This is a genomic window from Mycolicibacterium sp. XJ870, from assembly GCF_053483975.1.
Genome location: NZ_JBEFTI010000001.1, coordinates 1,369,845 through 1,395,253 on the forward strand (window position 1 = coordinate 1,369,845; position 25,409 = coordinate 1,395,253).

At 66.2% G+C, this 25,409-nt stretch carries 24 protein-coding genes; 21 read left to right on the top strand and 3 right to left on the bottom strand.

Features of this window, described 5'->3' with window-relative positions:
• The first annotated feature begins 73 nt into the window (after positions 1-73).
• A complete protein-coding gene (locus ABQF30_RS06860) occupies positions 74-1,576 on the top strand; it encodes a CoA-acylating methylmalonate-semialdehyde dehydrogenase (protein WP_448462028.1) in 1,503 nt (500 codons plus the stop codon).
• 12 nt (positions 1,577-1,588) lie between these two features.
• Complete coding sequence (locus ABQF30_RS06865) at positions 1,589-2,974, top strand: aspartate aminotransferase family protein (protein ID WP_448462029.1); 1,386 nt, start codon at positions 1,589-1,591, stop codon at positions 2,972-2,974.
• Positions 2,975-3,058: 84 nt separating this feature from the next.
• On the opposite strand, the gene ABQF30_RS06870 is transcribed toward ABQF30_RS06865, so the two are convergent.
• Positions 3,059-3,346, bottom strand: coding sequence for a hypothetical protein (locus tag ABQF30_RS06870; RefSeq protein WP_448462030.1), 288 nt, complete (start codon positions 3,344-3,346; stop codon positions 3,059-3,061).
• Between the two features lie 98 nt (positions 3,347-3,444).
• On the opposite strand from ABQF30_RS06870, the gene ABQF30_RS06875 reads away from it, so the two are divergent.
• The 4 genes from ABQF30_RS06875 to ABQF30_RS06890 all read left to right on the top strand — a co-directional run bounded on the left by ABQF30_RS06875 (position 3,445) and on the right by ABQF30_RS06890 (position 5,859).
• A complete protein-coding gene (locus ABQF30_RS06875) occupies positions 3,445-4,218 on the top strand; it encodes an HAD-IIA family hydrolase (RefSeq protein ID WP_448462031.1) in 774 nt (257 codons plus the stop codon).
• Positions 4,219-4,278: 60 nt separating this feature from the next.
• On the top strand, positions 4,279-4,554 hold the full coding sequence (locus ABQF30_RS06880) for an arginase family protein (RefSeq protein WP_448462032.1): 276 nt from the start codon (positions 4,279-4,281) through the stop codon (positions 4,552-4,554).
• A 112-nt stretch (positions 4,555-4,666) separates the two neighbouring features.
• Entirely contained in the window at positions 4,667-5,404 is a 738-nt protein-coding gene (locus ABQF30_RS06885; RefSeq protein WP_448462033.1) for a GntR family transcriptional regulator, read from the top strand.
• The gene (locus ABQF30_RS06890) at positions 5,401-5,859 is read left to right on the top strand and encodes a RidA family protein (protein ID WP_448462034.1); all 459 of its coding nucleotides are present in this window, start codon (positions 5,401-5,403) and stop codon (positions 5,857-5,859) included. Before ABQF30_RS06885 ends, ABQF30_RS06890 begins: the two co-directional genes overlap by 4 nt.
• A gap of 1 nt (position 5,860) precedes the next feature.
• Here ABQF30_RS06890 and ABQF30_RS06895 read toward each other — a convergent pair whose 3' ends face one another.
• Positions 5,861-6,454: an SRPBCC family protein gene (locus tag ABQF30_RS06895; protein WP_448462035.1), complete on the bottom strand. Its 594-nt coding sequence runs from the start codon at positions 6,452-6,454 to the stop codon at positions 5,861-5,863.
• Positions 6,455-6,611: 157 nt separating this feature from the next.
• Between ABQF30_RS06895 and ABQF30_RS06900 the strand changes: the two genes are divergently transcribed.
• The 15 genes from ABQF30_RS06900 to ABQF30_RS06970 all read left to right on the top strand — a co-directional run bounded on the left by ABQF30_RS06900 (position 6,612) and on the right by ABQF30_RS06970 (position 22,879).
• Positions 6,612-7,559, top strand: coding sequence for an LLM class flavin-dependent oxidoreductase (locus tag ABQF30_RS06900; RefSeq protein ID WP_448462036.1), 948 nt, complete (start codon positions 6,612-6,614; stop codon positions 7,557-7,559).
• On the top strand, positions 7,552-7,857 hold the full coding sequence (locus tag ABQF30_RS06905) for a hypothetical protein (protein ID WP_448462037.1): 306 nt from the start codon (positions 7,552-7,554) through the stop codon (positions 7,855-7,857). Before ABQF30_RS06900 ends, ABQF30_RS06905 begins: the two co-directional genes overlap by 8 nt.
• Positions 7,858-7,911: 54 nt before the next feature.
• Positions 7,912-8,895, top strand: a complete 984-nt coding sequence (locus ABQF30_RS06910) for an ABC transporter substrate-binding protein (protein ID WP_448462038.1) — start codon at positions 7,912-7,914, stop codon at positions 8,893-8,895.
• Between the two features lie 31 nt (positions 8,896-8,926).
• A complete protein-coding gene (locus ABQF30_RS06915) occupies positions 8,927-9,727 on the top strand; it encodes an ABC transporter ATP-binding protein (protein WP_448462039.1) in 801 nt (266 codons plus the stop codon).
• Entirely contained in the window at positions 9,724-10,575 is an 852-nt protein-coding gene (locus ABQF30_RS06920) for an ABC transporter permease (protein ID WP_448462040.1), read from the top strand. Before ABQF30_RS06915 ends, ABQF30_RS06920 begins: the two co-directional genes overlap by 4 nt.
• Positions 10,572-11,360 carry an ABC transporter permease gene (locus ABQF30_RS06925; RefSeq protein ID WP_448462041.1) on the top strand — a complete coding sequence of 263 codons (789 nt, stop codon included), beginning with the start codon at positions 10,572-10,574 and terminating at the stop codon, positions 11,358-11,360. Before ABQF30_RS06920 ends, ABQF30_RS06925 begins: the two co-directional genes overlap by 4 nt.
• A complete protein-coding gene (locus ABQF30_RS06930) occupies positions 11,333-13,702 on the top strand; it encodes a xanthine dehydrogenase family protein molybdopterin-binding subunit (RefSeq protein ID WP_448462042.1) in 2,370 nt (789 codons plus the stop codon). The genes ABQF30_RS06925 and ABQF30_RS06930 overlap by 28 nt, the downstream gene beginning before the upstream one ends.
• Positions 13,699-14,580 carry an FAD binding domain-containing protein gene (locus ABQF30_RS06935; RefSeq protein ID WP_448462043.1) on the top strand — a complete coding sequence of 294 codons (882 nt, stop codon included), beginning with the start codon at positions 13,699-13,701 and terminating at the stop codon, positions 14,578-14,580. Before ABQF30_RS06930 ends, ABQF30_RS06935 begins: the two co-directional genes overlap by 4 nt.
• Positions 14,567-15,073: a (2Fe-2S)-binding protein gene (locus ABQF30_RS06940; RefSeq protein ID WP_448462044.1), complete on the top strand. Its 507-nt coding sequence runs from the start codon at positions 14,567-14,569 to the stop codon at positions 15,071-15,073. The genes ABQF30_RS06935 and ABQF30_RS06940 overlap by 14 nt, the downstream gene beginning before the upstream one ends.
• Before the next feature lie 101 nt (positions 15,074-15,174).
• Positions 15,175-16,116, top strand: a complete 942-nt coding sequence (locus ABQF30_RS06945; protein ID WP_448462045.1) for an FUSC family protein — start codon at positions 15,175-15,177, stop codon at positions 16,114-16,116.
• A gap of 94 nt (positions 16,117-16,210) precedes the next feature.
• The gene (locus ABQF30_RS06950; protein WP_448462046.1) at positions 16,211-17,431 is read left to right on the top strand and encodes an amidohydrolase family protein; all 1,221 of its coding nucleotides are present in this window, start codon (positions 16,211-16,213) and stop codon (positions 17,429-17,431) included.
• Positions 17,432-17,448: 17 nt separating this feature from the next.
• On the top strand, positions 17,449-18,648 hold the full coding sequence (locus ABQF30_RS06955; RefSeq protein ID WP_448462047.1) for an acyl-CoA dehydrogenase family protein: 1,200 nt from the start codon (positions 17,449-17,451) through the stop codon (positions 18,646-18,648).
• 47 nt (positions 18,649-18,695) lie between these two features.
• Positions 18,696-20,846, top strand: coding sequence for a thiamine pyrophosphate-dependent enzyme (locus tag ABQF30_RS06960; protein ID WP_448462048.1), 2,151 nt, complete (start codon positions 18,696-18,698; stop codon positions 20,844-20,846).
• A gap of 12 nt (positions 20,847-20,858) precedes the next feature.
• Positions 20,859-22,082, top strand: coding sequence for a CoA transferase (locus ABQF30_RS06965; RefSeq protein WP_448462049.1), 1,224 nt, complete (start codon positions 20,859-20,861; stop codon positions 22,080-22,082).
• Complete coding sequence (locus tag ABQF30_RS06970) at positions 22,079-22,879, top strand: acyl-CoA thioesterase (protein ID WP_448462050.1); 801 nt, start codon at positions 22,079-22,081, stop codon at positions 22,877-22,879. Before ABQF30_RS06965 ends, ABQF30_RS06970 begins: the two co-directional genes overlap by 4 nt.
• Here the strand turns inward: ABQF30_RS06970 and ABQF30_RS06975 are convergent.
• The gene (locus ABQF30_RS06975) at positions 22,763-25,321 is read right to left on the bottom strand and encodes an AMP-binding protein (RefSeq protein WP_448462051.1); all 2,559 of its coding nucleotides are present in this window, start codon (positions 25,319-25,321) and stop codon (positions 22,763-22,765) included. The genes ABQF30_RS06970 and ABQF30_RS06975 overlap by 117 nt on opposite strands.
• Positions 25,322-25,409: the final 88 nt, after the last annotated feature.

Sequence of the window (25,409 nt, forward strand, 5' to 3'; positions counted from 1 at the left end):
GACGGCCAATGCCGGGCCGGTTGTGGCCCAAGGTTGTAGCCATCAGTCATCCAGCACACGGAGGTCCCCGCACATGAGCAACGTCATCCAGCACTGGCGCGACGGCAAGTCGTTTGCCGGCACCTCGACCGAAACGGCCCAGGTGACCAACCCGGCGACGGGCGCGGTGACCGGTGAGCTGCGGCTGGCCAGTGTCTCCGACGCCCAAGCGGTGATCGATGCCGCGGTGGCGGCGTTCCCGGCGTGGCGGGATACCTCGTTGGCCAAGCGCGCCCAGGTGCTGTTCGCGTTTCGTGAGTTGCTCAACAATCGGAAGGGCGAACTCGCCGAGATTATTACCTCCGAGCACGGCAAGGTGCTCTCCGATGCCCTCGGTGAGGTGTCGCGCGGGCTCGAGGTTGTCGAATTCGCTTGTGGTATACCGCATCTGCTCAAGGGCGGCTACACCGAGAACGCCTCGACCAAGGTCGACGTGTACTCGATCCGGCAGCCGCTGGGCCCGGTCGCCGTGATCTCGCCGTTCAACTTCCCGGCCATGGTGCCGATGTGGTTCTTCCCGATCGCCATCGCCGCGGGCAACACGGTGGTCCTCAAGCCGTCGGAGAAGGATCCGTCCGCGGCGATCTGGATGGCCGAACTGTGGGCCGAGGCCGGCCTGCCTGCCGGCGTGTTCAACGTCCTGCAGGGCGATAAGACGGCCGTGGACGAGCTGCTGACCAACCCGAAGATCAAGGGCGTCTCCTTCGTCGGCTCAACCCCGATCGCGCAGTACGTATATGCCACCGGTACCGCCGCAGGCAAGCGCGTGCAGGCACTGGGCGGGGCCAAGAACCACGCGGTGATCCTGCCCGACGCCGATCTCGATCTGGCCGCCGATGCGATGGTCAATGCGGGCTTCGGTTCGGCAGGCGAGCGCTGCATGGCCATCTCGGCTGCTGTCGCGGTGGGTCCCATCGCCGACGACCTCGTCGCCAAGATCGCCGAGCGGACCGCCACACTCAAGACCGGTGACGGCACCAAGGATTCCGACATGGGCCCGTTGGTCACCAAGGCGCACCGCGACAAGGTGGCCTCCTACATCGACGCCGGCGAGGCCGACGGCGCAAAGGTTGTGGTGGATGGCCGGACCGTCCTGGACGGGGCGGGCCAACGCGATTCGGGTGGATTCTGGCTCGGCCCGACCCTGCTGGACAACGTCACTCCCGAGATGAGCGTCTACACCGACGAGATCTTCGGCCCGGTGCTCTCCGTGATCCGTGTCGAAACCTACGACGAGGCACTGGAACTCATCAACAACAACCCGTACGGCAACGGCACCGCGATCTTCACCAACGACGGTGGTGCGGCGCGTCGGTTCCAGAACGAGGTCGAGGTCGGCATGGTCGGCATCAACGTGCCGATCCCGGTTCCCATGGCCTACTACAGCTTTGGCGGCTGGAAAGCCTCGCTGTTCGGCGACAGCCACGCCCACGGCACCGAGGGAGTCAACTTCTTCACCCGCGCCAAGGCCATCACGAGCCGCTGGCTGGATCCGAGCCACGGCGGCATCAACCTCGGCTTCCCCGAGAACAAGTGAGAGACTGCGACCATGACTGTGATTGAAGAGTCGAGCGTGCTACCCAACGGATTGACCGTCGACGCCGCCCGCGCTGAGGCCGCCCGCGCTTACGAATTGGACCGCGCCCATGTGTTCCATTCGTGGTCGGCGCAGGACGAGATTTCCCCGATGACCATCACCGCGGCAGAGGGCTCGTATGTGTGGGACGGTGACGGCAACCGGCTGCTGGATTTCTCCTGTCAGCTGGTCAACACCAACATCGGGCATCAGCACCCGAAAGTTGTTGCGGCCATAGCCGAACAGGCGGCCAAGCTGTGCACGGTCGCTCCGCAGTATGCCAATGCGGCGCGCTCGGAGGCCGCCCGCCTCATCGCCGAGCGCACCCCCGGTGACTTGAACAAGATCTTCTTCACCAACGGCGGCGCCGACGCGGTCGAGCATGCGGTGCGGATGGCTCGCCTGCACACCGGCCGCTACAAGGTGCTCTCGCGGTACCGCGCCTATCACGGCGGCACCGAGACCGCGATCAACCTGACCGGTGATCCGCGCCGCTGGCCCAATGATCACGGCAACGCCGGGGTGGTCCACTTCTTCGGACCGTTCCTGTACCGCTCCCAGTTCCACGCCACCACCGAGGCCGAGGAGACCGAGCGGGCGCTGGCCTACCTCGACCAGCTGATTCAGCTGGAGGGCCCGTCGACCATCGCGGCGATCATCCTGGAGTCCATCCCCGGCACCGCCGGCATCATGGTTCCGCCGCCGGGATACATCGCCGGGGTGCGTGAGATCTGTGACCGCTACGGCATCATGTTCATCGCCGACGAGGTGATGGCGGGCTTCGGCCGCAGCGGAAAGTGGTTCTCGATCAACCACTTCGACGTCGTGCCGGACCTCCTGACGTTCGCCAAGGGCGTGAACTCCGGTTACGTTCCGCTCGGCGGTGTGGCCATCAGCCCGGCCATCTACGAGACCTTCGCGCATCGCGCCTATCCCGGCGGGCTGACCTACTCAGGTCATCCGCTGGCGACCGCTGCCGCCGTGGCCACCATCAACGCGATGGAGGACGAAGGCATGGTCGAGAACGCCGCGCGGATCGGTGCAGAGGTCATCGGCCCCGGCCTGGCGGAGTTGGCCGCCAAACACCGCAGCGTCGGTGAGGTGCGAGGCGCCGGCGTCTTCTGGGCCGTGGAGCTGGTCGCCGATCAGCAGACCCGGGAACCGTTGGCGCCCTACGGTGGCTCCAGCCCGGCGATGAACGCGGTGGTCGGTGCCTGCAAGGCCGCCGGCATGCTGCCATTCGCCAACTTCAACCGGATCCACGTCGTGCCGCCGTGCAACGTATCGGCCGACGAGGTGCGCGAGGGTCTGGCGATCCTGGACTCCGCGCTCGACGTCGCCGATCAGCACGCGCGCTGAGGTTCAGCGGCTGACTCACCGAGACTGCACTCAGGGACAAAAATCGCGAAAAATCTGTCCCTGAGTTCAGTTTCGGTGAAGGCCTCAGCGTCCGTTGTTCCGGTCGATGATGAGGTCTTTGATTTCGGAGAGGTGTTCGTCGATCGAGCTGAAGCGAGCGCGCGTCTCCTGACGGAAGTCGGCCAACTCGGTTTCCACTGAGCTGAGCCGGCCCTCGACCGAGGTGAGGCGTCCATCCACGCCGCCAAGGCGAAGCGCATGCTCGCGCTGGTTAGCGCCCAACGCGTTGACCGCCGCAAGCACCGCGCCGTAGTCGGCCTGGGAGGCCTCCAGGGCGGCCACCCGTGCTTCGAGGTCCTCCAGCATCGCCATCGCCCCATCGTAAGGATGGATGGGGCGATGGCGACAGCTGTGATCGCGACACCTGTGGATAACCCCTGAACTCGCGCCCGGCTTGAGACACTGAACCGGTGCGTTCACATGCCCAGTGCTGGCTTACCGACATGGACGGCGTCCTGGTGCGCGAGGAACACGCGCTGCCTGGTGCCGGCGAATTCCTGCAGACGCTGGCCGACAAGGAACGGCCCTTCCTGGTTCTCACCAACAACTCGATCTTCACACCGCGTGATCTGGCCGCCCGGCTGACACGTTCCGGGCTGACCGTGCCCGAAGCGTCGATCTGGACTTCCGCGCTCGCGACGGCAGCGTTCCTGGATGGTCAGCTGCCCCGCGGCTCGGCATATGTGATCGGTGAGGCCGGGCTGACCACCGCGCTGCATGAAGTCGGCTACACCCTGACCGACATCGAGCCTGATTTCGTCGTCCTCGGTGAAACCCGTACGTATTCGTTCGAGGCGATCACCAAGGCAGTCCGGCTGATCCTCGGGGGAGCCCGGTTCATCGCCACCAACCCCGACGTCACGGGCCCGTCGGCCGAGGGACCCTTGCCCGCGACCGGGTCGGTGGCCGCGATGATCACCAGGGCGACCGGTCGGGACCCCTACTTCGTGGGCAAGCCCAACCCGATGATGTTCCGCAGCGCGCTCAACCGCATCGAGGCCCATTCGGAGAACACCGTCATGGTGGGGGATCGAATGGACACCGATGTGGTGGCCGGGATCGAGGCGGGCCTCGACACCATCCTGGTACTCACCGGGTCCACGTCCGTCGAGGACATCGAGCGTTACCCGTTCCGGCCCAGCCGGGTGCTGCCGTCAATCGCCGAAGCGATCGAATTGATCTGAGGTACCCGATGAATCCGATCGAGCTCATGGGGGTGCCGTTCGACGGGCGGTCGTCGGGCCATGCAGAACCTCACGCGTCGGGCGCGCGGTTGGTGGCTGCACATCGACCTCGACGTGTTGGACCCGGTGGAGTTCGCCGCGCAGGGATTGCCCGACGTGCCCGACGAACCGGGCGGCCTCACCTGGAATCAACTCACCGACCTGGTGCTGAGCATGCGCGACGCCGCCGCGCGATGCGTCGGTTGCAGCATCGCGATCTACGATCCCGAGCAGGATCCGTCCCTGGCCGACGCCGGGCGGGTCGTCGAGTACGCCGGGACGGTGTTGGGTCCGTAGATGAATGACTCCACGCTGCAGGCCTGGCAGTCGGCCCAAAACGCGCGCCAGGAGATGGCGCAGCGACCAGGTGATCGCATAGAGTATCCAATATCAGCGAAAGCGAGATCCGATGCCACCGCGAACAGCCACCCGACGCACAGCGTCTGAACCAGCCTCCGGAAACGGCAAGGGGCCGCAGTCAGACTTCGTCAGGCCCAAAACCGCGCAGCAGGCGGTAGCCGAGGCGCTGCGCCGTGACATCACCAGCGGCAAGCTCGCGCCGGGCAGCTGGATCGTGCAGGAGACTCTGGCCGAACACTTCGGCATGTCGCGTATCCCGGTCCGCGAGGCGCTGAAAACGCTTGAGGCCGAGGAGTACATCACCTACGTACCGCACAGCGGATACCGGGTGGCCAAGCTCGGGCTCGACGAGCTGCTAGAGGTGTTCCGGTTGCGCGACATACTGGAAGCCGAGCTCATTCGTGACGCCATGCCTGCCGTCACCGACCAGATCGTTGACCGTATGCGCGAACAGATGGCGGAAATGGACCGTGCCGCCGCAGAGGGCGATCTGATCGCGGTCGGTCTGGCCAACCGTGAGTTCCACTTCCTGTCGTTCGAGGCGAGCCGGATGGCGCGCACCAAGCGAATTGTCAACCAGCTATGGAACACCGCCGACGCGTACCGTCCGCTCTACGCCCATTTGATGGATCTCCAGAAGGTCAACGGCGAGCACGTTCTGCTGGTCGACGCGATGGCGGCGCGCGACGTCGATCGGGTGTTGGCGCTCAACCACGAACACCGTATGCATGCGATCGATCATCTGCACATCGTCTTCGGTCGCGAGGAATCTGAAGCGGACTCGTGACACCACGGGATCGTTTGGCGGCCTTAGGGTTTGAGGTCCCCGCTCCGGCGGCACCCAAAGGCGCCTATTTCCCGAGCCGGCGGTCCGGGGACCAGCTCTGGATATCCGGGACAACCGCACGCCGCCCGGAGGATCCGGGTGCGGTGGGTGTTGTGGGTGACGACGTGACCGTCGACCAGGCGCAGACCCAGGCTCGGTTTGCGGCGCTCAATCTGGTGGCCGCCCTCGACGCCGCCGTCGGCCTGGAGGCCGTCACTGCACTGTTGCATGTGCGCGGATATGTACGGGCGGTGCCGGATTTTGATGCGCACCCCGCCGTGATCGACGGTGCCTCGAAGCTCCTCATTGAGGTGTTCGGCGAGGCGATCGGGGCGCACGCCCGCACCGCCATCGGGGTCGCGTCGCTGCCCGGTGGTGCGTGCGTGGAGCTCGAACTCGTCGCGACAGTCGGCTGAATCAGGCCAGGCGCTGGGCCGTGCGCCCGATGGCAAGGCCGAGTGCCACGCCTGCCAGTGCGGTCAATGCAATGGTGAGCCAATCGTTTTCGTCAACCTGGCGCGGTTCCGCCGTCGCCACCGGTTGGGCTGTGGCAGGCGCTGCAGCGCCGGGAGAAGTGATCAGTGCGTTGAGCCTACGGACGAATTGGCCGAGGATGCGGTTGCTCACCTGCGAGATGACGCCACTGCCGAATTGGGCGATGCGGCCGCCGAGTTCGAGATCCGTCCGTACCGTCACCTCGGCGCGGCCGGCGTGCTCGCGTGCGGACATCGTGACGGTAGCCTCCGCCGAGCCGTTGCCCTTCCGATCACGCGCTTGGCCGCGCACCACCATTTCGTGTGCGGTGTCGTCACGGCTGACAACGGTCGCTGTGCCGGAGAGGGTGAGGCCCACGGGCCCGACCTTCACGGCAACCTTCGCACGGTAGTCGTCACCGTCGTGCCCTTCGAGCTCCGCACCGGGAATGCACTCAACTACTCGTGGGATATCGGTCAGGGTCGACCAGGCGATGTCGAGCGGAGCGTCGACGGAGAACTCATTGACCAGTTGCATGACGCTGCATTCCTCTACTCGGCCGACTCGATGGCCGCTACCGGTTGTGTGACCGGGGCCATCCCCTTACGATTGGATACGATATCCAACGTCGCCCAGGAGGTCGATAGTGCTGAGTAAAGGTGTCGGTCTTTTCCCGACTGAACCGGTGGGCGCCATGTGCGAATACGTCCGGCTGAGTGAGTCGCTCGGGTACGACAATGTGTGGTTCGGGGACTCGCAGAACATTTGGCGTGAGTCGTCGACCGTCATGGGCGCAGCGGCCGTCGGGACCGAGCGCATCGTTTTCGGCACCGGGGTCACCAATTCGGTGACACGGCATCCGTCGCTGCTCGCCTCGACCTGGGCGACGCTGTCGGAGTTCACCGGCGGACGGGTGGCCCTGGGTATCGGAACCGGCGATTCCTCGTTGCGCACCATGGGCCTCAAGCCGCTCAAGCTCGCGGAACTGGAAGCATCGATCCGCGACCTCCGGGAGCTGTTCAAAGGCGAGAAGGTGTTGGAGCCGACCAGCGGCGCCGAGTATCACCTCAATTACCTGACTGAACCGCTGAACATTCCGATCTACATCGCCGCCTCTGCCCCGAAGATCCTGCGGATGTCCGGGCGTATCGCCGATGGCGTGATCGTTCTCGTCGGTACCGCGCCACACTTCATCGAGGCGGCGTTGAAAACGATTGAGGCCGGTGCCGCCGAGAGCGGGCGGACCCTCGACGATCTTCACATCGTGCTGTGGACGCCGACCGCGATCGATGAGGATCGCACCCACGCCCGAGATCTGGTGCGCGCGCACGTGTCCCGGGTGGCGATCCGCCCGCTTCCGGCCAAGGTGGATCCGGCGCTCGAGAAGGCGATCGATCGCATTCGGGAGTCGTACAACTACTACGAGCACATGAACACCGAGGCCTCGCACGCAGATCTGGTGCCCGACGAGCTCGTGGATCTGTTCGCGCTCGCCGGAACGCCCGCCGAATGCACACAGCGGCTCAAAGAGATCGAGTCGCTGGGTGTTGACCAGGTGTCGATCATTCCCTTTGTCCGGCCCGGTGAGAGCCGTGCGCCGACTATCCGCACATTCGCAGAGATCGTCAGCAGTCTTGGCTGAGCCGTCGACGACGCCTTCCTTTCCCGCTCCCGGAAGTGCGGTCCCGGGCGCTCCGCCACCGCTCAAGCGCCGGCTCACCGTCGCCGACGGAGTGGCCGGGCCGATGGCGGAACCAACCGGAGCCAACGCAGCGGATGCGCCGGGAGCGGGTAGCGCGACGATGGGCAGGCCCCCCGTGCGGGACAGGTCGCGGTTTACCGCCGCGGCGGCGATGATCGGTGTTGCTGTCGGGCTCGAACTGGCCGGCCTGTTGTCCAGGAGATTGGCCACATCACAGCGGCCGAGAACGTTGACCTAGATCACAGTCATTCGTATAGTGTATCCAATATTCACTACCCGGAGGTTGCACCGCATGTCCTGGTTTCCCAAAGTTCTGGTCGCGGCGGGTGCCGCCGTTGCCCTTCTCGCCGGATCCACGGCATGCGCCGACGAATCTGCCGGTCCCGACGGCGGCGGAACGGATGCGCTGAGCATCTCTGCGACCGGCGTCGACAGCCTGCCGTTCATGGCGATCCTGCAGGTGGGCATCGACAAGGGTTGGTTCAAGGAACAGGGGCTCAACGTCGATCTGTATTCCGGCGGTGGCGGTGGCAATACGCTGCGAGTCGTCACCAGCGGTGACGCCGACATGGCGATTGCAGGCAACAGTTCGGTGATCTTGGCTGCGCAGCAGCAGAATTCGAATCTCAAAGTGGTGGCGCCGTGGTTCCAGATCAACGACTTCTCGTGGATCTCACCGCCGGGGCGCAGCGTGGAGAACGCCACGCTGGGGTTCAGCTCCGCGGGTTCGTCCACGGAACTGATCGTCAAGGGGTTGGAGCGCAAACTCGGGGTCAAGTCCCAGGCTGTCGGTCCGATGGGCGACAACTGGACCGCGGCGAAGGCCGGGCAGATCACCGCCGGCTGGGCGATGCAGCCGTTTATCGCTGACAAGCAGGCGTCGGATCAAGCCGAGGTGCTGGTCGATTCGCGCGATGTGGTCGGCGACCTGCCCGCTGACTTGGTCGCCGTCAACGCAGACTATGCCGATCAGAACCCGGACAACGTGCGGGCCTTCTTCACGGTGGCGGACCGGCTCAACGAGTGGCTGGTGGCCAATCCCGACGAGGCGGCAACCGAGATCGCTCCGCTCGTCGGCGTGACACCCGAGGTGATGAAGTCCGCTTTCGCGGCCAACCCCGACCTCGCCAAGGGGTACTCGCTGAAGGTCGATGCGGACGGTCTCAAGAACCTCTCGGAACTGATGGTCGCCGCCGGGCAGCTCTCCGAGCCCATCGACTGGTCCACCGTGCTCGACCAGCAGTACCTGCCCGAGGACGACCGGACAGACTTCTGAGCCAGCGCATCAATCTCTGAGAGGCATACCCATGGATCGAGATGGCATTCAGATCGAGGACGTATCGGTGGTCTTTGATGCACCGGCGGCCAAGGTGACCGCGGTAACCGGCATCTCTCAGCACGTGCCCCATTCCAGCTTTGTGTCCATCGTCGGCCCCAGTGGATGTGGCAAGTCAACGCTACTGGCAGTGATCGCCGGTCTGCAGAAGGCGACGACCGGCCAGGTGCGGGTCGCCGGGAAAATCGTGTCCGGTCCGGACCCCTCGATCGGCGTGGTTTTTCAGGAGGATTCGACCCTTCCGTGGCGCACGGTCGAGGAGAACGTCGCGTTCGCGATGGAGATGATCGGCACCGCCAAGGATGTCCGACGCCAGCGGGCCAAAGAAACGATCGAACTCGTCGGCCTCGGTGGATTCGAAAAGTCCTACCCCTCCATGCTTTCCGGCGGTATGCGGCAGCGCGTCGCGTTGGCCCGCACACTGGCCGTGCAGCCCGAGGTGGTGCTGATGGACGAGCCGTTCGCCGCGCTGGACCAACAGACTCGCCTGTTCCTCGGCGCGGAGGTGCGACAGATCTGGGCCAGCACCCAACAGACCATCGTGTTCGTCACCCACGACATCTCCGAGGCCATCCTGCTGTCCCAGCAGGTGTGGGTGATGTCCTACCGCCCCGGCTCGATCATCGACGTCGTCGACATCGACCTGCCCGACGAACGCGACGCGAGCATGGTGTCCACACCGCGGTTCAACGAGTTGCAGAACCGCATCTGGACGTCGCTGCAGGCTGAATCCATGCGCGGATTCAAACAGCAGGAAGCTGCCGCCACGTGACGACCTCCTATGTAGCAGAGGACGACCTGCCCACCGAGACGATGCCGCCAACAGCTGGTCAACCCGAAACCGCCCGTCGGAAAAGGGGATTGAGTAACTTCGCCCTGAGTGGTCTGTCGACCATCGGGCTGATCCTCGGCTTCCTGGTGTTCGCCGAGATCGGCGCGCGGACGGGCCTGTGGAGCGACCGGGTTCTGCCGGCACCGTCGGTGATCCTCGCTGAACTCGGCCGCCTGCTGGGGGAGCCGCAGTTCTGGGACGACGCCGCACGCACCGGCGTCGAGGTGGCATTCTCGATCGTCTTCGGCGCGCTGCTGGGATTCGCCGCCGGATTGACCTTCTGGAAATTGCCCGCGGTGGGGCGGATCTTCGAGCCGTATCTGGTCTCGTTCTATGCCGTGCCGCTGGTGTTGTTCTATCCGGTGATGATCGTGCTGGTCGGCATCAACGCCACGTCGGTGATCATCCTGGCGACCATCATGGCGGCGATCCCCATGGCACTCAACACCGCAGTCGGACTCAACTCGATGCCGCCGGTGTACATGAAACTGGCTCGCTCGCTGAAAGCCTCACCGCGTCAGACCCTGTTCGCCATCGCGATTCCGGCAGCAGGACCGTTCATCGTGGCAGGCCTGCGGCTGGCCGTGGTGTACGCGCTGATCGGCACGATCGCCATGGAGTTCACCACCGCGCAGGCCGGGCTCGGATACCGCATCCGCTATCTCTACGAGATCTTCAACAACAACGAGATGTTCGCCTACATCGCTGTGGTGCTGGTGCTGTCATGCATTCTCACGATGCTGCTCGCGGTCGTCGAACGCATCCTGCTGCGGGGGAGGAACCGATGACCTCGACTGTGGAGCGCACTGCGTCACCCGTGGGCGTACCGCTGGCCCAGCGGATTCGTTCGATCCTGGGCAATCAGGCTGTCGGCGCGACGCTGCTTGCGTTGGTGGTGGTCCTGGTCTGGGAGATCTTCTCCGACCTGACCTTCGTGATCCCCTCGCCCGTGGAGACCCTGGGCGTCCTGATCCAGAACCTCGGTGACCCGGCGTACCTGTTCGATCTACGCGTGACTGCTCAAGCGGTGTTCCTCGCCTTCGTCATCGGTACCGCGATCGGCGGAGGTCTGGGGCTGGTGCTGGGCTTGTCCGAGCGGTTGCGACTGATATTTGAGCCAATGCTCATCGTGCTCAACGGGATTCCGAAGATCGTGCTCTATCCCGTGCTCCTGCCGATCTTCACCCTGTCCGGCTCGAAGATCGTCATGGGCGTGTTGTTCGCGCTGTTCCCGGTGCTGATCAACGTGTCCACCGGTGTGCAGGAGATCCCGCGCGTCTACTGGAAGCTGGCGCGCTCGGTACGTGCCAATTCGTGGCAGATGCTGATCCACATCATCATTCCGGCGATTCGCAGACCGCTGCTGACCGGGATCCGGCTTGCAGTCAGCCTTGCGGTGGTAGGCGTGGTGCTCTCGGAGTTCTTCGCCACCAGGCGGGGTCTGGGGCGGGTGGTGCTGCAGGCCTACAGCCATGGCGACTACCCGTCAATGGTCGCCACGATCATGCTGCTCATCACAATCTCCTTCGCGATATCGATCGCGTTGTGGCAGTGGGAGAAACGACTCCATTGATTTCGAACGCACCTACGCTGGGCCACATCGGCAGCTCGGTGCGGCGCCGCGAGGACGAGCGCATGCTCGCCGGCCGTGGGCAGTTCGTGGCGGACCAGGCCGCCGGAGCGCACCACGTGGTGTTCCTGCGGTCGGCCGAACCGCACGCCACGATCACCCGGATCGATACCTCGGCCGCCGCGCAGATGCCGGGTGTGATCGGCGTGTTCACGGCCGAGGACCTGGGCCTGACGGGGGTGCCGATCCCCACCCTCACCACTCCGGATCCGGAGTTCACCGCGGCGACGTCGTGTGTCCTGGCCGAGCAGCGGTTGCCGATCCTGGCCGGCGACCGCGTGCATTACGCGGGTCAGCCGATCGCGATCGTCATTGCCGAGGACCGCTATCGCGCCGAAGATGCGGCCGAAGCCATCGAGGTCGACTACCAGAGCCTGCCGGCGCTGACCGACCCGGCCGCGGCGCTCGATGACGCCGCTCCGGTGCTGTTCGATCATCTGAACAGTAATGAGGCTGCGCGCCTGGACTATTCGTTCGGCGATCCAGACGAGGCGTTCGACGCGGCGGCCACCGTCGTCACTGGGACCTACCGGATGAACCGGCACGGCGCGGTGCCGCTGGAATGCCGTGGCGTGCTTGCCCAGTACGACGCGCGTCGACGACGAGTCGAGGTGACCACCTCCACTCAGGTGCCGCATATGGTCCGCAATACCATCTGCGCGGTGACCGGTTGGTCCCACCAGGAGATCACGGTCGCGGTGCCCGACGTCGGCGGCGGCTTCGGCACGAAAGCCAACGTCTACGGCGAGGAGATCCTGCTCGCGATGCTCGCCCGCCACACCGGACGGCGACTGATCTGGGTGGAGGACCGGCAGGAACATCTCGTGGCCAGCGCCCAGGGGCGCGATCAGGTGCACCGCACCCGGCTGGCGGTCGACGACGAAGGCTACATCCTGGCCTGGGCCGACGATTTCATCGTCGACATCGGTGCCGGAAGTCTGTGGGTGGCGGGCATCATCGCCAATACCGCGATTCATCTGCTCGGCCCGTACCGGATCCCTGCAGCACAGATCGCCGGTCGCGCAGCGCTGACCAACAAGACGCTGGTGGCGCAGTACCGCGGTGCGGGCCGGCCCGAGGCGACATTCGCGCTGGAGCGCAGTCTCGACGCGGCAGCCCGCGAACTCGGCATGAGCACCGACGAGATCCGCAGGCGCAACCTGCTCACCGACGCCGACATGCCGTATCCGCGGCCCATCCCATATCGCGACGGCGTGCCGATCCGCTACGACGGCCGCGACTACCGGGCATGTCTGGAATCGGTACTACGAGCGTTGCCGCGTGAAGAAGTGATCCGTTGCGCAGCAAGCCACCCGCAGTACCGAATCGGCTACGGTCTGTCGTCGTACCTGGAGGCCACCGGACGTGGTCCGCACGAGACGGCCCGGATCCGACTGCTCGGTGACGGACGTTTCGAGGTGACGGCCGGGGCGGCATCGGCCGGCCAAGGACACGAAACGGTGTTCGCCCAAGTGGCCGCCGAGGCGCTGGCGATCGGGCTGGACCAGGTTTCCTACGTGCCCGGTGACACCGAGCGGCTGCCTGACGGGGTCGGCACGTTCGCCAGCCGGTCGGCCATTCTCGCGGGCTCCGCAGTGCACGAGGCTGCGCACGATCTCATCGACCTGGCCCGCGATCGGGCCGCGGCACTGTCGGGCGCGGACCGTGCGGACGTGCAATACGCCGACGGCCGTTTTCACATCTCCGCAGACCATTCCGTCGGTTGGGCCGACCTGGCCGCCGCCTCGGCCGTCGGTGGCGACCAGGAGGGCGGCGGTGCGCTCGATGTGACCGCGGTGTACCGCGTGCAGACGGTGACGTGGACGATGGGCGTGCATGCGGCGATCGTGGGTGTGCATCGGCGGACCGGCATCGTGAAGGTGTTGCGCTACGCGGTTTCCCACGAAGGCGGCCGCGAGATCAACCCGAAAATCGTTGAAGGACAGATCATCGGCGGGGTGGCCCAGGGCGTCGGCGGGGCCCTGTTCGAGCAATGGCGGTACTCCGACACCGGGCAACCGCAGTCCACCACATTCGCCGCCTACCACCTGCCGCTGTCGACCGATATGCCGCGGGTGACAGTGAACCACCTCCATGTCGATACCCCGGCCAACCCGATCGGTGTCCGCGGTGCGGGGGAGAGCGGCACAATCGCCGTCTATTCGGCGCTCGCCGGTGCTGTCGACGACGCCTTCGACGGCCGGTTCCATGTCGACAGCACGCCGATTTCCACGGGTGACCTCTGCCGGGCCTTGGCCGGCGTCGCGGCTGAGGTGGCATCGTGAAACCTGCGCCGTTCCAGTACTTCCGTCCCGACTCGGTCGTCGAGACCCTGGAGATCCTGGCAGCACATCCGGAAGCCAAGCTCATGGCGGGTGGGCAATCCCTGATGGCCCTGATGAACCTCCGGCTGGCCCGACCGACAATCATCATCGACATCGGCAGGCTCGACGAACTCAGGCGCATCTTCGACGACACCGACGACCTCGTCATCGGCGCGCTGGTTACCCATCGGACGGTCGAGGTCGATCCGTTGATTGCCGCTCGGGCCCCGCTGCTTGCCGACGCTGCGCGCTACATCGGTCATATCGGCATCCGTAATCGCGGAACCATCGGGGGATCGGTTGCCCACGCGGATCCGGCGGCCGAGATGCCGCTGGCCACACTGGTGCTCGGGGCGACGTTCCACGTGGAGTCGGCATCGGGCGGGCGTAGGCAGGTCGGCGCCGAGGACATGTTCGTGTCGTTCTACACCAGTGCCCTGGAGTCAGACGAGATCATCACCTGGGTCTCGGTACCTGCGATCCGGCACGGGCAGGGCTGGGGTTTCGTCGAATACGCCCACCAACACGGGGATTACGGGCTCGCCGGCGCAGGGTGTCTACTCACGCTCGGTACCGACGGCCGGATCGAATCGGTGCGCGCCGCGGTGCTCAGTGCGGCCGATCGCCCGCTGCTGTTCGTCGGTGCCGAGGCGGTCGGCGATCGCCCGTCGGCGCGGCTGTGGGAGGAGCTGGCCGCCGGTTGGTCCGACGCCACCCAGCCCGCCTCCGATGACCCCGACTACTCGCGGCGGCTGTGCCGGGCTGCGTTGGTTCAGGCGCTCACCGAGGCCCAGTCGCGAGTCGCAGAACGACAGGAGAGCGTCGATGCACGCAGCTGAAGTATCCGATTCTGCTGTAGGAGTGCAGGTATCGGCCACCATAAACGGCAGGCAGGTGCAGCGCACGGTGCCGCCGCGACTGACCCTGGCGGACTTCCTTCGGGACGAACTGGGGCTGACCGGCACCCACCTGGGTTGTGAGCACGGCGTGTGCGGGGCGTGTTCAGTGTTCGTCGACGGCCGAAGTGTGCGGGCCTGTCTGATGTTCGCCGTCCAGGTCGACGGCATGCGGGTCACCACGGTGGAGGGTCTCGACGAGTTCGAGGAAACCAAGCGGCTGCGCGAGGCGTTCTCTGAGCGTGGCGGCCTGCAATGCGGATTCTGCACACCGGGATTCCTAGTCACGGCCGTCGAGTTACTCCGCGATCCCAACACCGAAAAGCCGTTGACCGAGGATTCGGTGCGCGAGGCGCTGTCCGGAAACATGTGCCGCTGCACCGGATATCAGGGCATTGTGGCCGCGGTGTTGGACGCGTCCGACCCGGCCGGCTGATGCCGGCTCGGCCGGGGGCGCCGAGCGACACCAGACCCAGCAGTGCCGCGCGGATCCGCACACCCGAATTGTTGCGGCCGGTCGGTCGCAGCCGCTGGGGTATGGCTGCGGCACTGGCGATTGCGCTTGGCACCATCCTGCTGGCCGCAGCGCTCGCCGGCCGGGCAGAACTCGGCTCGGCGATCGGACTCGGTTTTGTTCTGACCGCGGTGCCCGAGCTCCCCGGCACACTGCGGGGTGCGATGGTGACAATCTGCGTGCGCGCGCTGACCGTGGTCTGCTGCGGTGCGGTTGTCCTGCTGAGCGCGCATCATGCGGCGGTACTGGCCGTTGTCACGGTCGCGGCAGCCATCTTCGGCGCGCTGGTCAGCAGGGTCGGCGCCACCGCAGGCCTGGCAGTGGTGCTGATGTCCACCGATGTAGAAGACGTCGACACGGGTGCCGCCGGCGTTGCCGTGTTGTGGCCGTACGCGACCGGCGCGGCGGTCGTGATGCTGGTATGGCTGGCGTGGTGCGGCGTCAGGCGTCTGGCATGTGGCTCGCCGAACGAGGACTCCGACCCGCGCCACAGCCCCGCGGACCGGTCACATGCGCTGCGCGTCGGTGTCGCGGTTGGCCTGGCGGTGTCAGCGGCAGCACTGCTGCCCGCGGACATGGTCGGCGGTCACTGGCTGGTCACCAGCGTGCTGCTGACCATTCAGCCGAGCCAGGCGCAAACGGGAATGCGTATGGCTCAACGGCTTTCGGGAAATACCGTCGGCGCCGTGATAGCCGCAGCGCTGCTGGGTGCGCAACCTCCGGCGCCGGTGATGATCGGTATGACGGTCGTGCTGTTTGTGCTCGCGATCGCCCTGCGGCCGGTCAACTACACGTGGTGGGCCATCACCGGACCGCCGGTGCTGCTGGTGATCAGCGAGTACCCGGACCTGTTTCCCTGGTACGAGGGTGGGGTGCGGCTGGCAATGAACTTCGCCGGGGCGGCGATTGTGGTGCTGATCGTTTTCGTCATGCCGATGCTGGGCAGGCTGGCCCGATCTCGATGACCCCGATTTCGGCCGCGACGCGGCACGGGTGGCTCTATACCGCGCCGCGATTATCGGATAGTGTATACAAAATCCAACGGCTTCAGGGGGATATGTGACCACACTGCTCGTGGAGGACATCGGTCTCCTGCTGCAGGGCGATGCCGCGGTGGCGCCGCTGCGAGATACCACGTTGCTGATCGAAGATGGGCAGATCGCCGGCATCGGCGTCGACTGCCCGCACCCCGACCGCGTGCTCTCGGCGGGCGGGCTGACCGTGATGCCAGGCCTGGTCGACGGTCACGTCCACCCGACTTTCGGGGAATGGACGCCCGCGCAGAACTCGATCGGGTGGATCGGGAATTATCTGCACGGCGGCACCACGTCGATGGTGTCGGCGGGCGAACTGCACATTCCCGGCCTGGATTTCACCGCGCTGACCCCCGAACTCGTGCTGAGCATCGCGATCACGTCCAAGCACACCACCGGCCGGTCCCGGCCGTCCGGCGTGAAATTGAACGCAGGCACCGTACTGCTCGTTCCGGGGATGACCGAGGAACACTTCGACCGCGCGCAACGCGAAGGCATCGAGCACCTCAAGTTCATCTTCTACGACTGGAACCTGTTGGGCGACGGCGAGGCTCAGCGTTACGTCAGGTGGGCCCACGAACGTGGCATGACCGTCAAGATGCATTCGGGCGGGGTGTCGCGCTCCGGATCCAGCCGCGTCGCCGGCAGCGACGTCGTCGCCGCCGTGAAACCTGACATCGTCGGCCACATCTCCGGTGGTCCGATACCGCCGCCCGACGAGGACATCATCGCGATCATCGCCGATCTGCCTGCCGCCAGTGTTGAGGTGTGCAGCTCGATGAACTACCGGGCGACAAAGCTGGTCGTCGATCAGCTGACCGCACGCGGCGAGCTGGGGCGGCTCACCCTCGGCACCGACACCCCCGGCGGCACCGGTGTCATTCCGCGGGGGATGCTGCGCAACATCTGCTTCCTGGCGTCGATCTGCGGTGTCGACCCCCTGGTTGCCGTCGCCGCTGCGACCGGGCAGACCGCCACCGCGCACGGGCTCGACACCGGCATCCTGGCCGAGGGGAGACCGGCCGATCTGCTGGTGCTGGGACCGATAACCGGTTCGACGGCCGGTGACGCGCTGGAGTGCTTCGCGCTCGGGGATCTGCCCGGGATCGCGGCGGTCCTGGTCGACGGTGTACCGCTGGTCAAGACCCGAAGTGAACAGACCCCGCCCCCGAGCCGCGCAGTGACCTGGCGCGGCGAGGCGGTGCCATCGGTGTCGGCGGGTGCGCGCGGCACTGGATGCTGCTGAACCGAAACCCTTCTTCAATGGCAGGAGATACTGTGCCCCAACGAGTTTCCGAATCCGTCAGCGCTGACGAACTGGTTGGCGTCGACGCATTACTGAGCGTCGAGGAGCGGGAGATTCGCGATGCTGTGCGGTCCGTCGTGCAGCGCAGGATCAGCCCGCACATCGCCGACTGGTACGAGAACGGCGAACTGCCGGCGCGCGAGCTGGCCGTCGAGTTGGGCGAACTCGGTCTGCTCGGTATGCATCTGCACGGCTACGGCTGCGCGGGCACCTCGGCAGTCGCCTACGGCCTGGCCTGTCTGGAGCTGGAGGCCGGCGACTCGGGTATCCGGTCGTTGGTGAGCGTGCAGGGGTCCTTGGCGATGTTCGCGATCCACGCGTTCGGCAGCGAAGAGCAGAAGAATCGGTGGCTGCCGGAGATGGCAGGCGGCCGAGCCATCGGCTGCTTCGGGCTCACGGAACCAGACCACGGCTCCGACCCCGCCGGGATGCGCACCCGGGCGACACGCGCGGGTGGCGATTGGGTGCTCGCGGGCACCAAGATGTGGATCACCAATGGTTCGGTCGCTGATGTCGCGGTCGTCTGGGCGCGTACAGACGACGGTATCCGCGGTTTCGTGGTCCCCACCGACACACCGGGTTTCACCACTCACACCATCAAGTCGAAGATGTCGCTGCGTGCCTCGGTGACCAGCGAACTGGTGCTGGACAACGTCCGCCTTCCCGACAGTGCACGTCTGCCGGGGGCGACAAGCTTGGGGGCACCGCTGCGCTGCCTGAACGAGGCTCGGTTCGGCATCGTGTTCGGCGCTCTCGGGGCGGCCAGGGACTGCCTGGAAACGGCACTGGACTACGCCCGGTCGCGGGAACAGTTCGGCCGTCCCATCGGCGGATTCCAGCTCACTCAGCAGAAGCTCGCGGACATGACCCTGGAGTACGGCAAGGGGTACCTGCTTGCCATGCATTTGGGCCGCCGCAAGGACGCCGGTGAGCTGGCCCCTGACCAAGTCAGCCTCGGCAAGCTCAACAATGTCCGCGAAGCCCTGGAGATTGCACGAACATCGCGCACCATTTTGGGCGCGAGCGGGATCACCGCCGAGTATCCGGTCATGAGGCATGCCAACAATCTCGAATCGGTATTGACCTACGAGGGCACCAGCGAAATGCATAGTCTGGTTGTGGGGCAGGCACTCACCGGAATCGGCGCGTTCCGCTGACGGCATAGGCATCACATCGTCAACCAGCCGCGAACTCAGGAGGCCACGTGGCCGAATCGATCGACGAATACTTCACCACGACCGTCTCGGCATTGGCCGGGCCAGGCACCGAGCCCTGGCCGGCCGAATCGTCGCCGACAGTCCGGAATGCGTTGGCGCTCTTCGACGCCCAGTTGGCCAGCCGTCATCTCGACCTGGCCGCGCGCTGGCTGCGCTCGCAGGGCAAGGGTTTCTACACGATCGGCTCATCCGGGCACGAGGGCAACGCCGCGGTCGCCGGGGCCCTGCGGCCCACCGATCCCGCCTTGCTGCATTACCGTTCGGGCGGCTTCTATCTGGCCCGCGCGGCTCAAGTCGACGGGTCCGATCCGGTGCGCGATGTGCTGCTCGGTCTCGTCGCCGCCACCACAGAACCGATTTCGGGTGGGCGGCACAAGGTATTCGGCCGCCACGACCTCAACATCATTCCGCAGACCTCCACCATCGCGTCGCACCTGCCGCGGGCCCTCGGCGTGGCCTTCTCGATCGCCCGCGCACGCAAGCTCGATGTGGAATGCCCGTGGCCGGACGACGCGGTGACGGTGTGCAGCTTCGGCGATGCCTCGGCCAACCACTCGACAGCCGTCGGCGCGATCAACGCGGCATTGCACGCGGCCTACCAAGGCCTGCCCATGCCGCTTCTGTTCGTGTGCGAGGACAACGGCATCGGCATCAGCACCAAGACCCCGCGCGGATGGGTGGCCCGCACCTACGCGCGCCGTGAAGGGCTCGAGTACTTCGCCGCCGACGGCTGCGACCTGACCGATGCCTTCGACACCGCGCTGGCGGCCGCAAACTGGGTGCGCAGTCATCGCAAGCCCGCGTTCCTGCATCTGAGCACGGTCCGGCTGATGGGGCACGCCGGATCCGACTATGAGCCCGGCTATCGCAAACCCGGCGAGATTCTCGCCGACTTCGACCGGGACCCGGTGTTGAACACCGCGAGAATGCTTGTGGCGCACGGTGTCCTGACTCCGGATCAGGCGGTCGAATGCTATGAGGCCAAACGGGCCGAGGTGATCGACCTGGCGCGTGAGGTGAGTGCTGCGCCGCAGCTCGAGAGCGGGGCGGCCGTGACCAAACCGCTGCGCGACACGCTGGACGACGTCAAGGCCGTCTCGGTCACCGCCGGCGGTCCGACCGGCGACGCACTGACCCTCGCCCTCGCCATCAACCGGGCGCTCAAGGACATCCTTGCCCGGTACCCGGAGGTGCTCGTCTTCGGCGAGGACATCGCCCGCAAGGGTGGCGTGTACGGGGTGACCCGCGGGCTGCAGAGCACCGCCGGTCCGGCGCGGGTATTCGACACGCTCCTCGACGAACAGACGATCCTCGGCCTGGCGTTGGGCGCAGGCATCTCGGGACTGCTGCCGATTCCCGAGATCCAGTACCTGGCCTACCTGCACAACGCCGCCGATCAGATTCGCGGAGAAGGCGCAACCCTGCAGTTTTTCTCCAACCGCCAGTACCGCAACCCGATGGTGGTACGCATTGCCGGGTACGGCTATCAGAAGGGTTTCGGCGGGCACTTCCACAACGACAATTCGATTGCCGCCATCCGGGATATCCCCGGGGTGGTGATCGCCTCCCCGGCCCGGCCCGACGATGCGGCGGCGATGCTGCAGACCTGCGTTGCTGCGGCGAAAACCACTGGCGCGGTGTGCATTTACCTCGAACCCATCGCGCTTTACCACACCAAGGACCTCTACGAAGACGGTGATCAGGAGTGGCTGGCGACGTATCCGGCCCAGCCTGTTCAGGTCGGCCGTGCCCGCACGTACGGCGACGGCGTCGACCTGACGATCCTGACCTTCGGAAACGGCCTGTGGATGAGCCTGCGGGTGGCGCGTCGCCTCGAACAGATGGAGATCAGGGCGCGGGTGGTCGATCTGCGCTGGCTGGCTCCGCTGCCGGTCGACGACATGGTGCGCGAGGCCGCTGCCACCGGGCGGGTTCTGATCGTCGACGAGACCCGCGAGACCGGCGGTGTCGGCGAGGGCATCCTGGCCGAGTTGTTGTCACACGGGTACGGCGGCCGGGTGGAGCGGGTGGCCGGCAGCGACAGTTTCATCCCGCTCGGCGATGCCGCACTGCACGTGCTGCTCTCCGAGGACACCATCGAGGCCGCCGCGGTGAAGCTCGTCGGACAGCGGCCTTGATAGCTTGACCGGATGGCGGAACCTGCATCTTCGACCCGGCCGCTGGCCGGAGTGCGGATCATCGAGATCTCCAGCTTCGTCGCGGTGCCGCTTGCCGGCATGACGCTGGCCCAACTGGGCGCCGAGGTGATCCGGGTCGATCCCATCGGCGGGGCCGCCGACTATCGACGCTGGCCGCTCACCGACAACGGCGAGAGCATCTACTGGGCCGGGCTGAACAAGGGCAAACGGTCGGTGGCCGCCGACCTGCGATCGCCTGCAGGGCAGCAGTTGGTGCAGCGGCTGATCGCCGAGGCGGGGGTGCTGATCACCAATGTTGCCGGGCGACAATGGCATTCGTACGACACGTTGGCGGAGTTGCGGCCCGATCTCATTCATGTCGAGGTGGCCGGGCGAGCAGACGGCGGCACCGGGGTCGACTACACCGTCAACGCGGGGCTGGGTTTCCCGCTCGTCACCGGGCCCGCCCAATTGTCTACGCCGGTCAACCACGTGCTGCCGGCCTGGGACGTGAGCTGCGGGCTGTATGTCGCGCTGGCGGTGAGCGCCGCGCTGCGGCACCGCGACTCGATTGGGGAGGGCGCCCGCATCGGCATCCCGCTGGAGAACGTTGCGCTGGCCACGGCGGGCAATCTCGGGTTCCTCACCGAGGTGATGATCAACGGGACGACACGCGAGCGGCTGGGCAACACGCTGTACGGCACCTACGGACAGAACTTCACCAGCAGTGACGGCGTCGGGTTCATGCTCGTCGCACTGACCGGCAGGCATTTCCGGGATCTCACCGAGGTCACCGGGACCACCAAAGCCGTTGCCGCCCTAGCCGAGGCGCTCGCCGCGGACTTCGGCGACGAGGGCCAGCGGTTCATCCACCGCGACGCGCTGACCGGCCTGTTCACGCTGTGGTTCAGTGAGCACACGGCTGAGGAGATCACCACCGCCCTGTCGGAGACCTCGGTGCTGTGGGAGCGATACCGCACCTTCGGCGAGGTTGCCGTCGACGACCGTGTCACCGCCAACCCACTGTTCACCCGGCTGGACCAGCCGCGTATCGGGCAGTACCTGGCGCCCGGTCTGCCGGTGTCCATCGGCGGTGTGTACCCACCAGCAGCGGCGGCACCCGCGCTGGGCGACGACACCGCAGCGGTGCTCGCCGAACGCCTCGGGCTGGACGCCGACGAGATCGCGAGCCTGACCGAATCAGGCACTGTGGCAATGGGTTCCACCGACCAGTGAGCACATTGCAGCGGCTGCTGGACGTGCAGGCCGAGGGGGACGGGTGGACGGGTCAGGCCAGCGGACCCGCGGGCAAGCGGGCCTACGGTGGGCTGCTGGCGGCGCAGAGCCTGGCAGCGGCGTGCCGCACCATCACCGAAGACCGGACGCCGACCAACATTCACCTGCAGTTCCTGCGCGGTGCGGAGGCAGGCGATCCCGTGGACTACCGGGTGAACCGGGTCTATGACGGCCGGACCGCGGCTGCCCGTCGGGTCGATTCCCATCAGAACGGCCGGCTCCTGACGACGGCAACGGTCTCCTTCGCGACGGCGCTCGCCGGGCCCGAACACGGCCAGATCGCCGTCCCACACGACCCCGAGATGCTGCCGCGCACCGGGCCACCCGGCCCCGCACCGTCCCTGCCGCTGGACGAACTCGACATCCGAATCGCCGATGACACGTCGACGGGCGAGTTCGTGCGGCGGTTCTGGTGGCGGGCGACAGTCGCGCTGCCCGATGATCCATTGCTGCACACACTGATTGCGGTATATGTCACTGATCTGTACGGGATCGATCCCGCCCTGGCCGTACATGGCTATTCCATGCGGTCCCGCAGCCACCGCAGCGGCACGACGGATTCGTCGATCTGGTTTCACCGCCCACTGCGCGCCGACGAGTGGAATCTGTTGGAGTCGTCCTCACCGGCCGCGGCGCGTGGTCGCGGGGTCATCACCTCGAGCCTCATCCGCGCCGACGGCGCCATCGCCGCGACCCTGGTGCAGGAAGGGCTGATGGCCGACCGCACGCCGCAGTGACAGCCACTTCCGTGCCCTCGTCACCAGGTATGTGAATGCCACGCCGACGAGTAGTGACGCCGGCACGCCGATGGCCGGATGGCCCTCGAACAGCGGGTACACCTGATAGTGCGTGAGATAGATGTAGAGCGACGCTTCGGCGAGCACACCGCAACCGATCGCCACGACTGCCGGGCACCGCAGCGACGGCAGCCAGATCAGCAGTGCAAAGCCTGCCAGCACCAACGCTTCCCGGTGACTGTTGCCGAAGTAGCCGTGCAGCCCGACAGCGAGTGCCGCCGTGACGAGAACGCGCTGCCACGCGTGAGTTGCCTTGGCCGCCGCCCAACCTGCCGCGAAGAACCAGAACGCCAGCACCGTGAACCAGGCCTCACGGCCCAGCTCGAACCCGGCGAGGTCATACCGCAAGGTCAGTCCGAGAGCCAGGAACGCCATAGCGAAGCCGAACGGACGTGTCCGTTCGGCGCGGTCGGCGGCAGGCAGCCAGCACACCACCGCCAGGCCCAGCAGAATCCAGACCAGTACCTCGATGAACCACAACCGGCCGGCGGTCATGCTGTCCGGCGGACCGAGGATCTTATTGGCCAGCAACAGGTTCGACGGGTGGTAGTCGTCGGTCAGCACCAAGGCGATCGCGATCCACGCGATCGAGGGCACCGCGATCCACGCAATCGCGGTGCGCAGATGTCGCAACCGCTGCCTCCTCGGCGCCGGTGTCAGACAGAACCGGGCGAAGTTGTATCCGGCGACCCCGAGCAACAGGTGAGCCCCGCCCCACAGCGTGAAAAGACCGGCGTGGGAGCCGACGATCATGATGATCGCCGCGGCTCGCAGCGCCACGCTCGTCTCGACGGTCGCGCCCCAGCGTCGCTTTGGGACCCGCAGCTGTTCCAGCTGGGACAGTGTCATGCGGTGCCAGTCGGTCGGGAGTCGGCCCAGCGCGCGTTCGAGCCGCACCGACGTCGCCACATAGGTCATCGAATTGCCGCCGAGGTCGACGAAGCTGGCGTCGGCATCGATGCCGGTGGAGTCGATCTTCAACGCATCGGCGAACAGTTCGCGCAGATCCGAGCAGTCGGGACCGGCGGGGTCAGGACGGGCCAGTGTGCGTACGGCCTGATAGTCCGGCTTACCGGACGTGAGCATCGGCAGTTCGTCGACGACAGCGCCGCGTACCGCCGAGACCGGGATGCCTGCCACGCGAGCCGTGAGCTGCCGGACCTGATGTATGTGGTGGGGCCGGGTTGCGGCGACGGCGATCGCGTCGTCATCATCGGTGCACAGAGCCGTCATCCCATGATCGGCGATGGCAGATTCGACACGCTGCAGGTCGATCCGCAATCCGTACAGTTTCACGAAACGACTGCTCCGCCCGACGATCTCGTAGAGTCCGTCGGGCCCGCGGCGCCCGATATCGCCTGTGCGTAGTTCCGACACGGTGGCACCGAGGGCGAGGTCTTCGGGGCCCCGGGCGTAGCCGAGCATCACGTTCGGGCCGCGGTAAACCAGTTCGCCGGTACCGTCGGGCCAGTCGTCGCGCGATTCGATCGAGAACTCGCCGCCCGGTATCGCCCGGCCGATGGCTCCCGGCCGCGACAGGGCCAATTCCGGTGGTAGATAAGCCATCCGGGCGGTGGCTTCGGTTGCCCCGTACATCACGAAAAGCTGCCAGCCCCGGCGCTGCCCGAGGGTTGCCAGGTGATGGACCCGTTCGGGGACCATGCGTCCACCGGCCTGCGTGATGTACCGCAGGTGGGGGAGCGGCATCGCGTCGAACCCGATGTGGTCGAGCAACTCGAAGGTATGCGGCACGCCGGCGAAGCTGGTGGCCCGGTGTTCGGTGAACAGCTGCCAGAACTCGTCGTCGACGACGGAGTGGCCGGTGAGGATCAGGCCCGCGCCGCTCAGCAGGTGGCTGTTGATGACCGATAGTCCGTAACAGTAGGACATCGGCAACGTCGTTGCGGCCCGGTCTGTTTCGCGGATGTCCAGGTACTCGGCGATGGCACAGGCATTGCTGAGCAGGTTCGTGCGCGACAACCGCACCAGCTTCGGCGAGCCGGTGCTGCCCGACGTGGACATCAGCAGCGCGAGATCGTCGTGTAGCAGATGGGCACTGTCGCGTCGGCGGTGCTGGATCCCGGCTGCATCGATGACGGTGTCCGGGGAGTAGGTACGCATGATTGCCGAGTGGTCGGCGCCGGCGGGCACCGGCAATGCCACGTGGCCGCCGGCCACCGCGCCGAGGTAATGAACCAGGGTGGCGAGATCGTTGTGTGTTTCGAGCAGTACCAGCCGTCGCCCGGCACCGATGGCAGCCGCGGCCGCGGACACCCGGTAGGCCAGCTGACGGTAGGTCACTTGTTGGGTTGCGGTGATCACCGCGATGCGGTCACCGTGGGCACGTAGCGCGTCGGGAAGGGAGTTCGAGGCCGCGTCCATCACATCGGGCAAACCCTTCCGTGCCAGTTGTGGGTACCGACGATAGCGGGCGGGCACGCCCGGTGAGGAGTGTTCCCCCGTGCTGGAA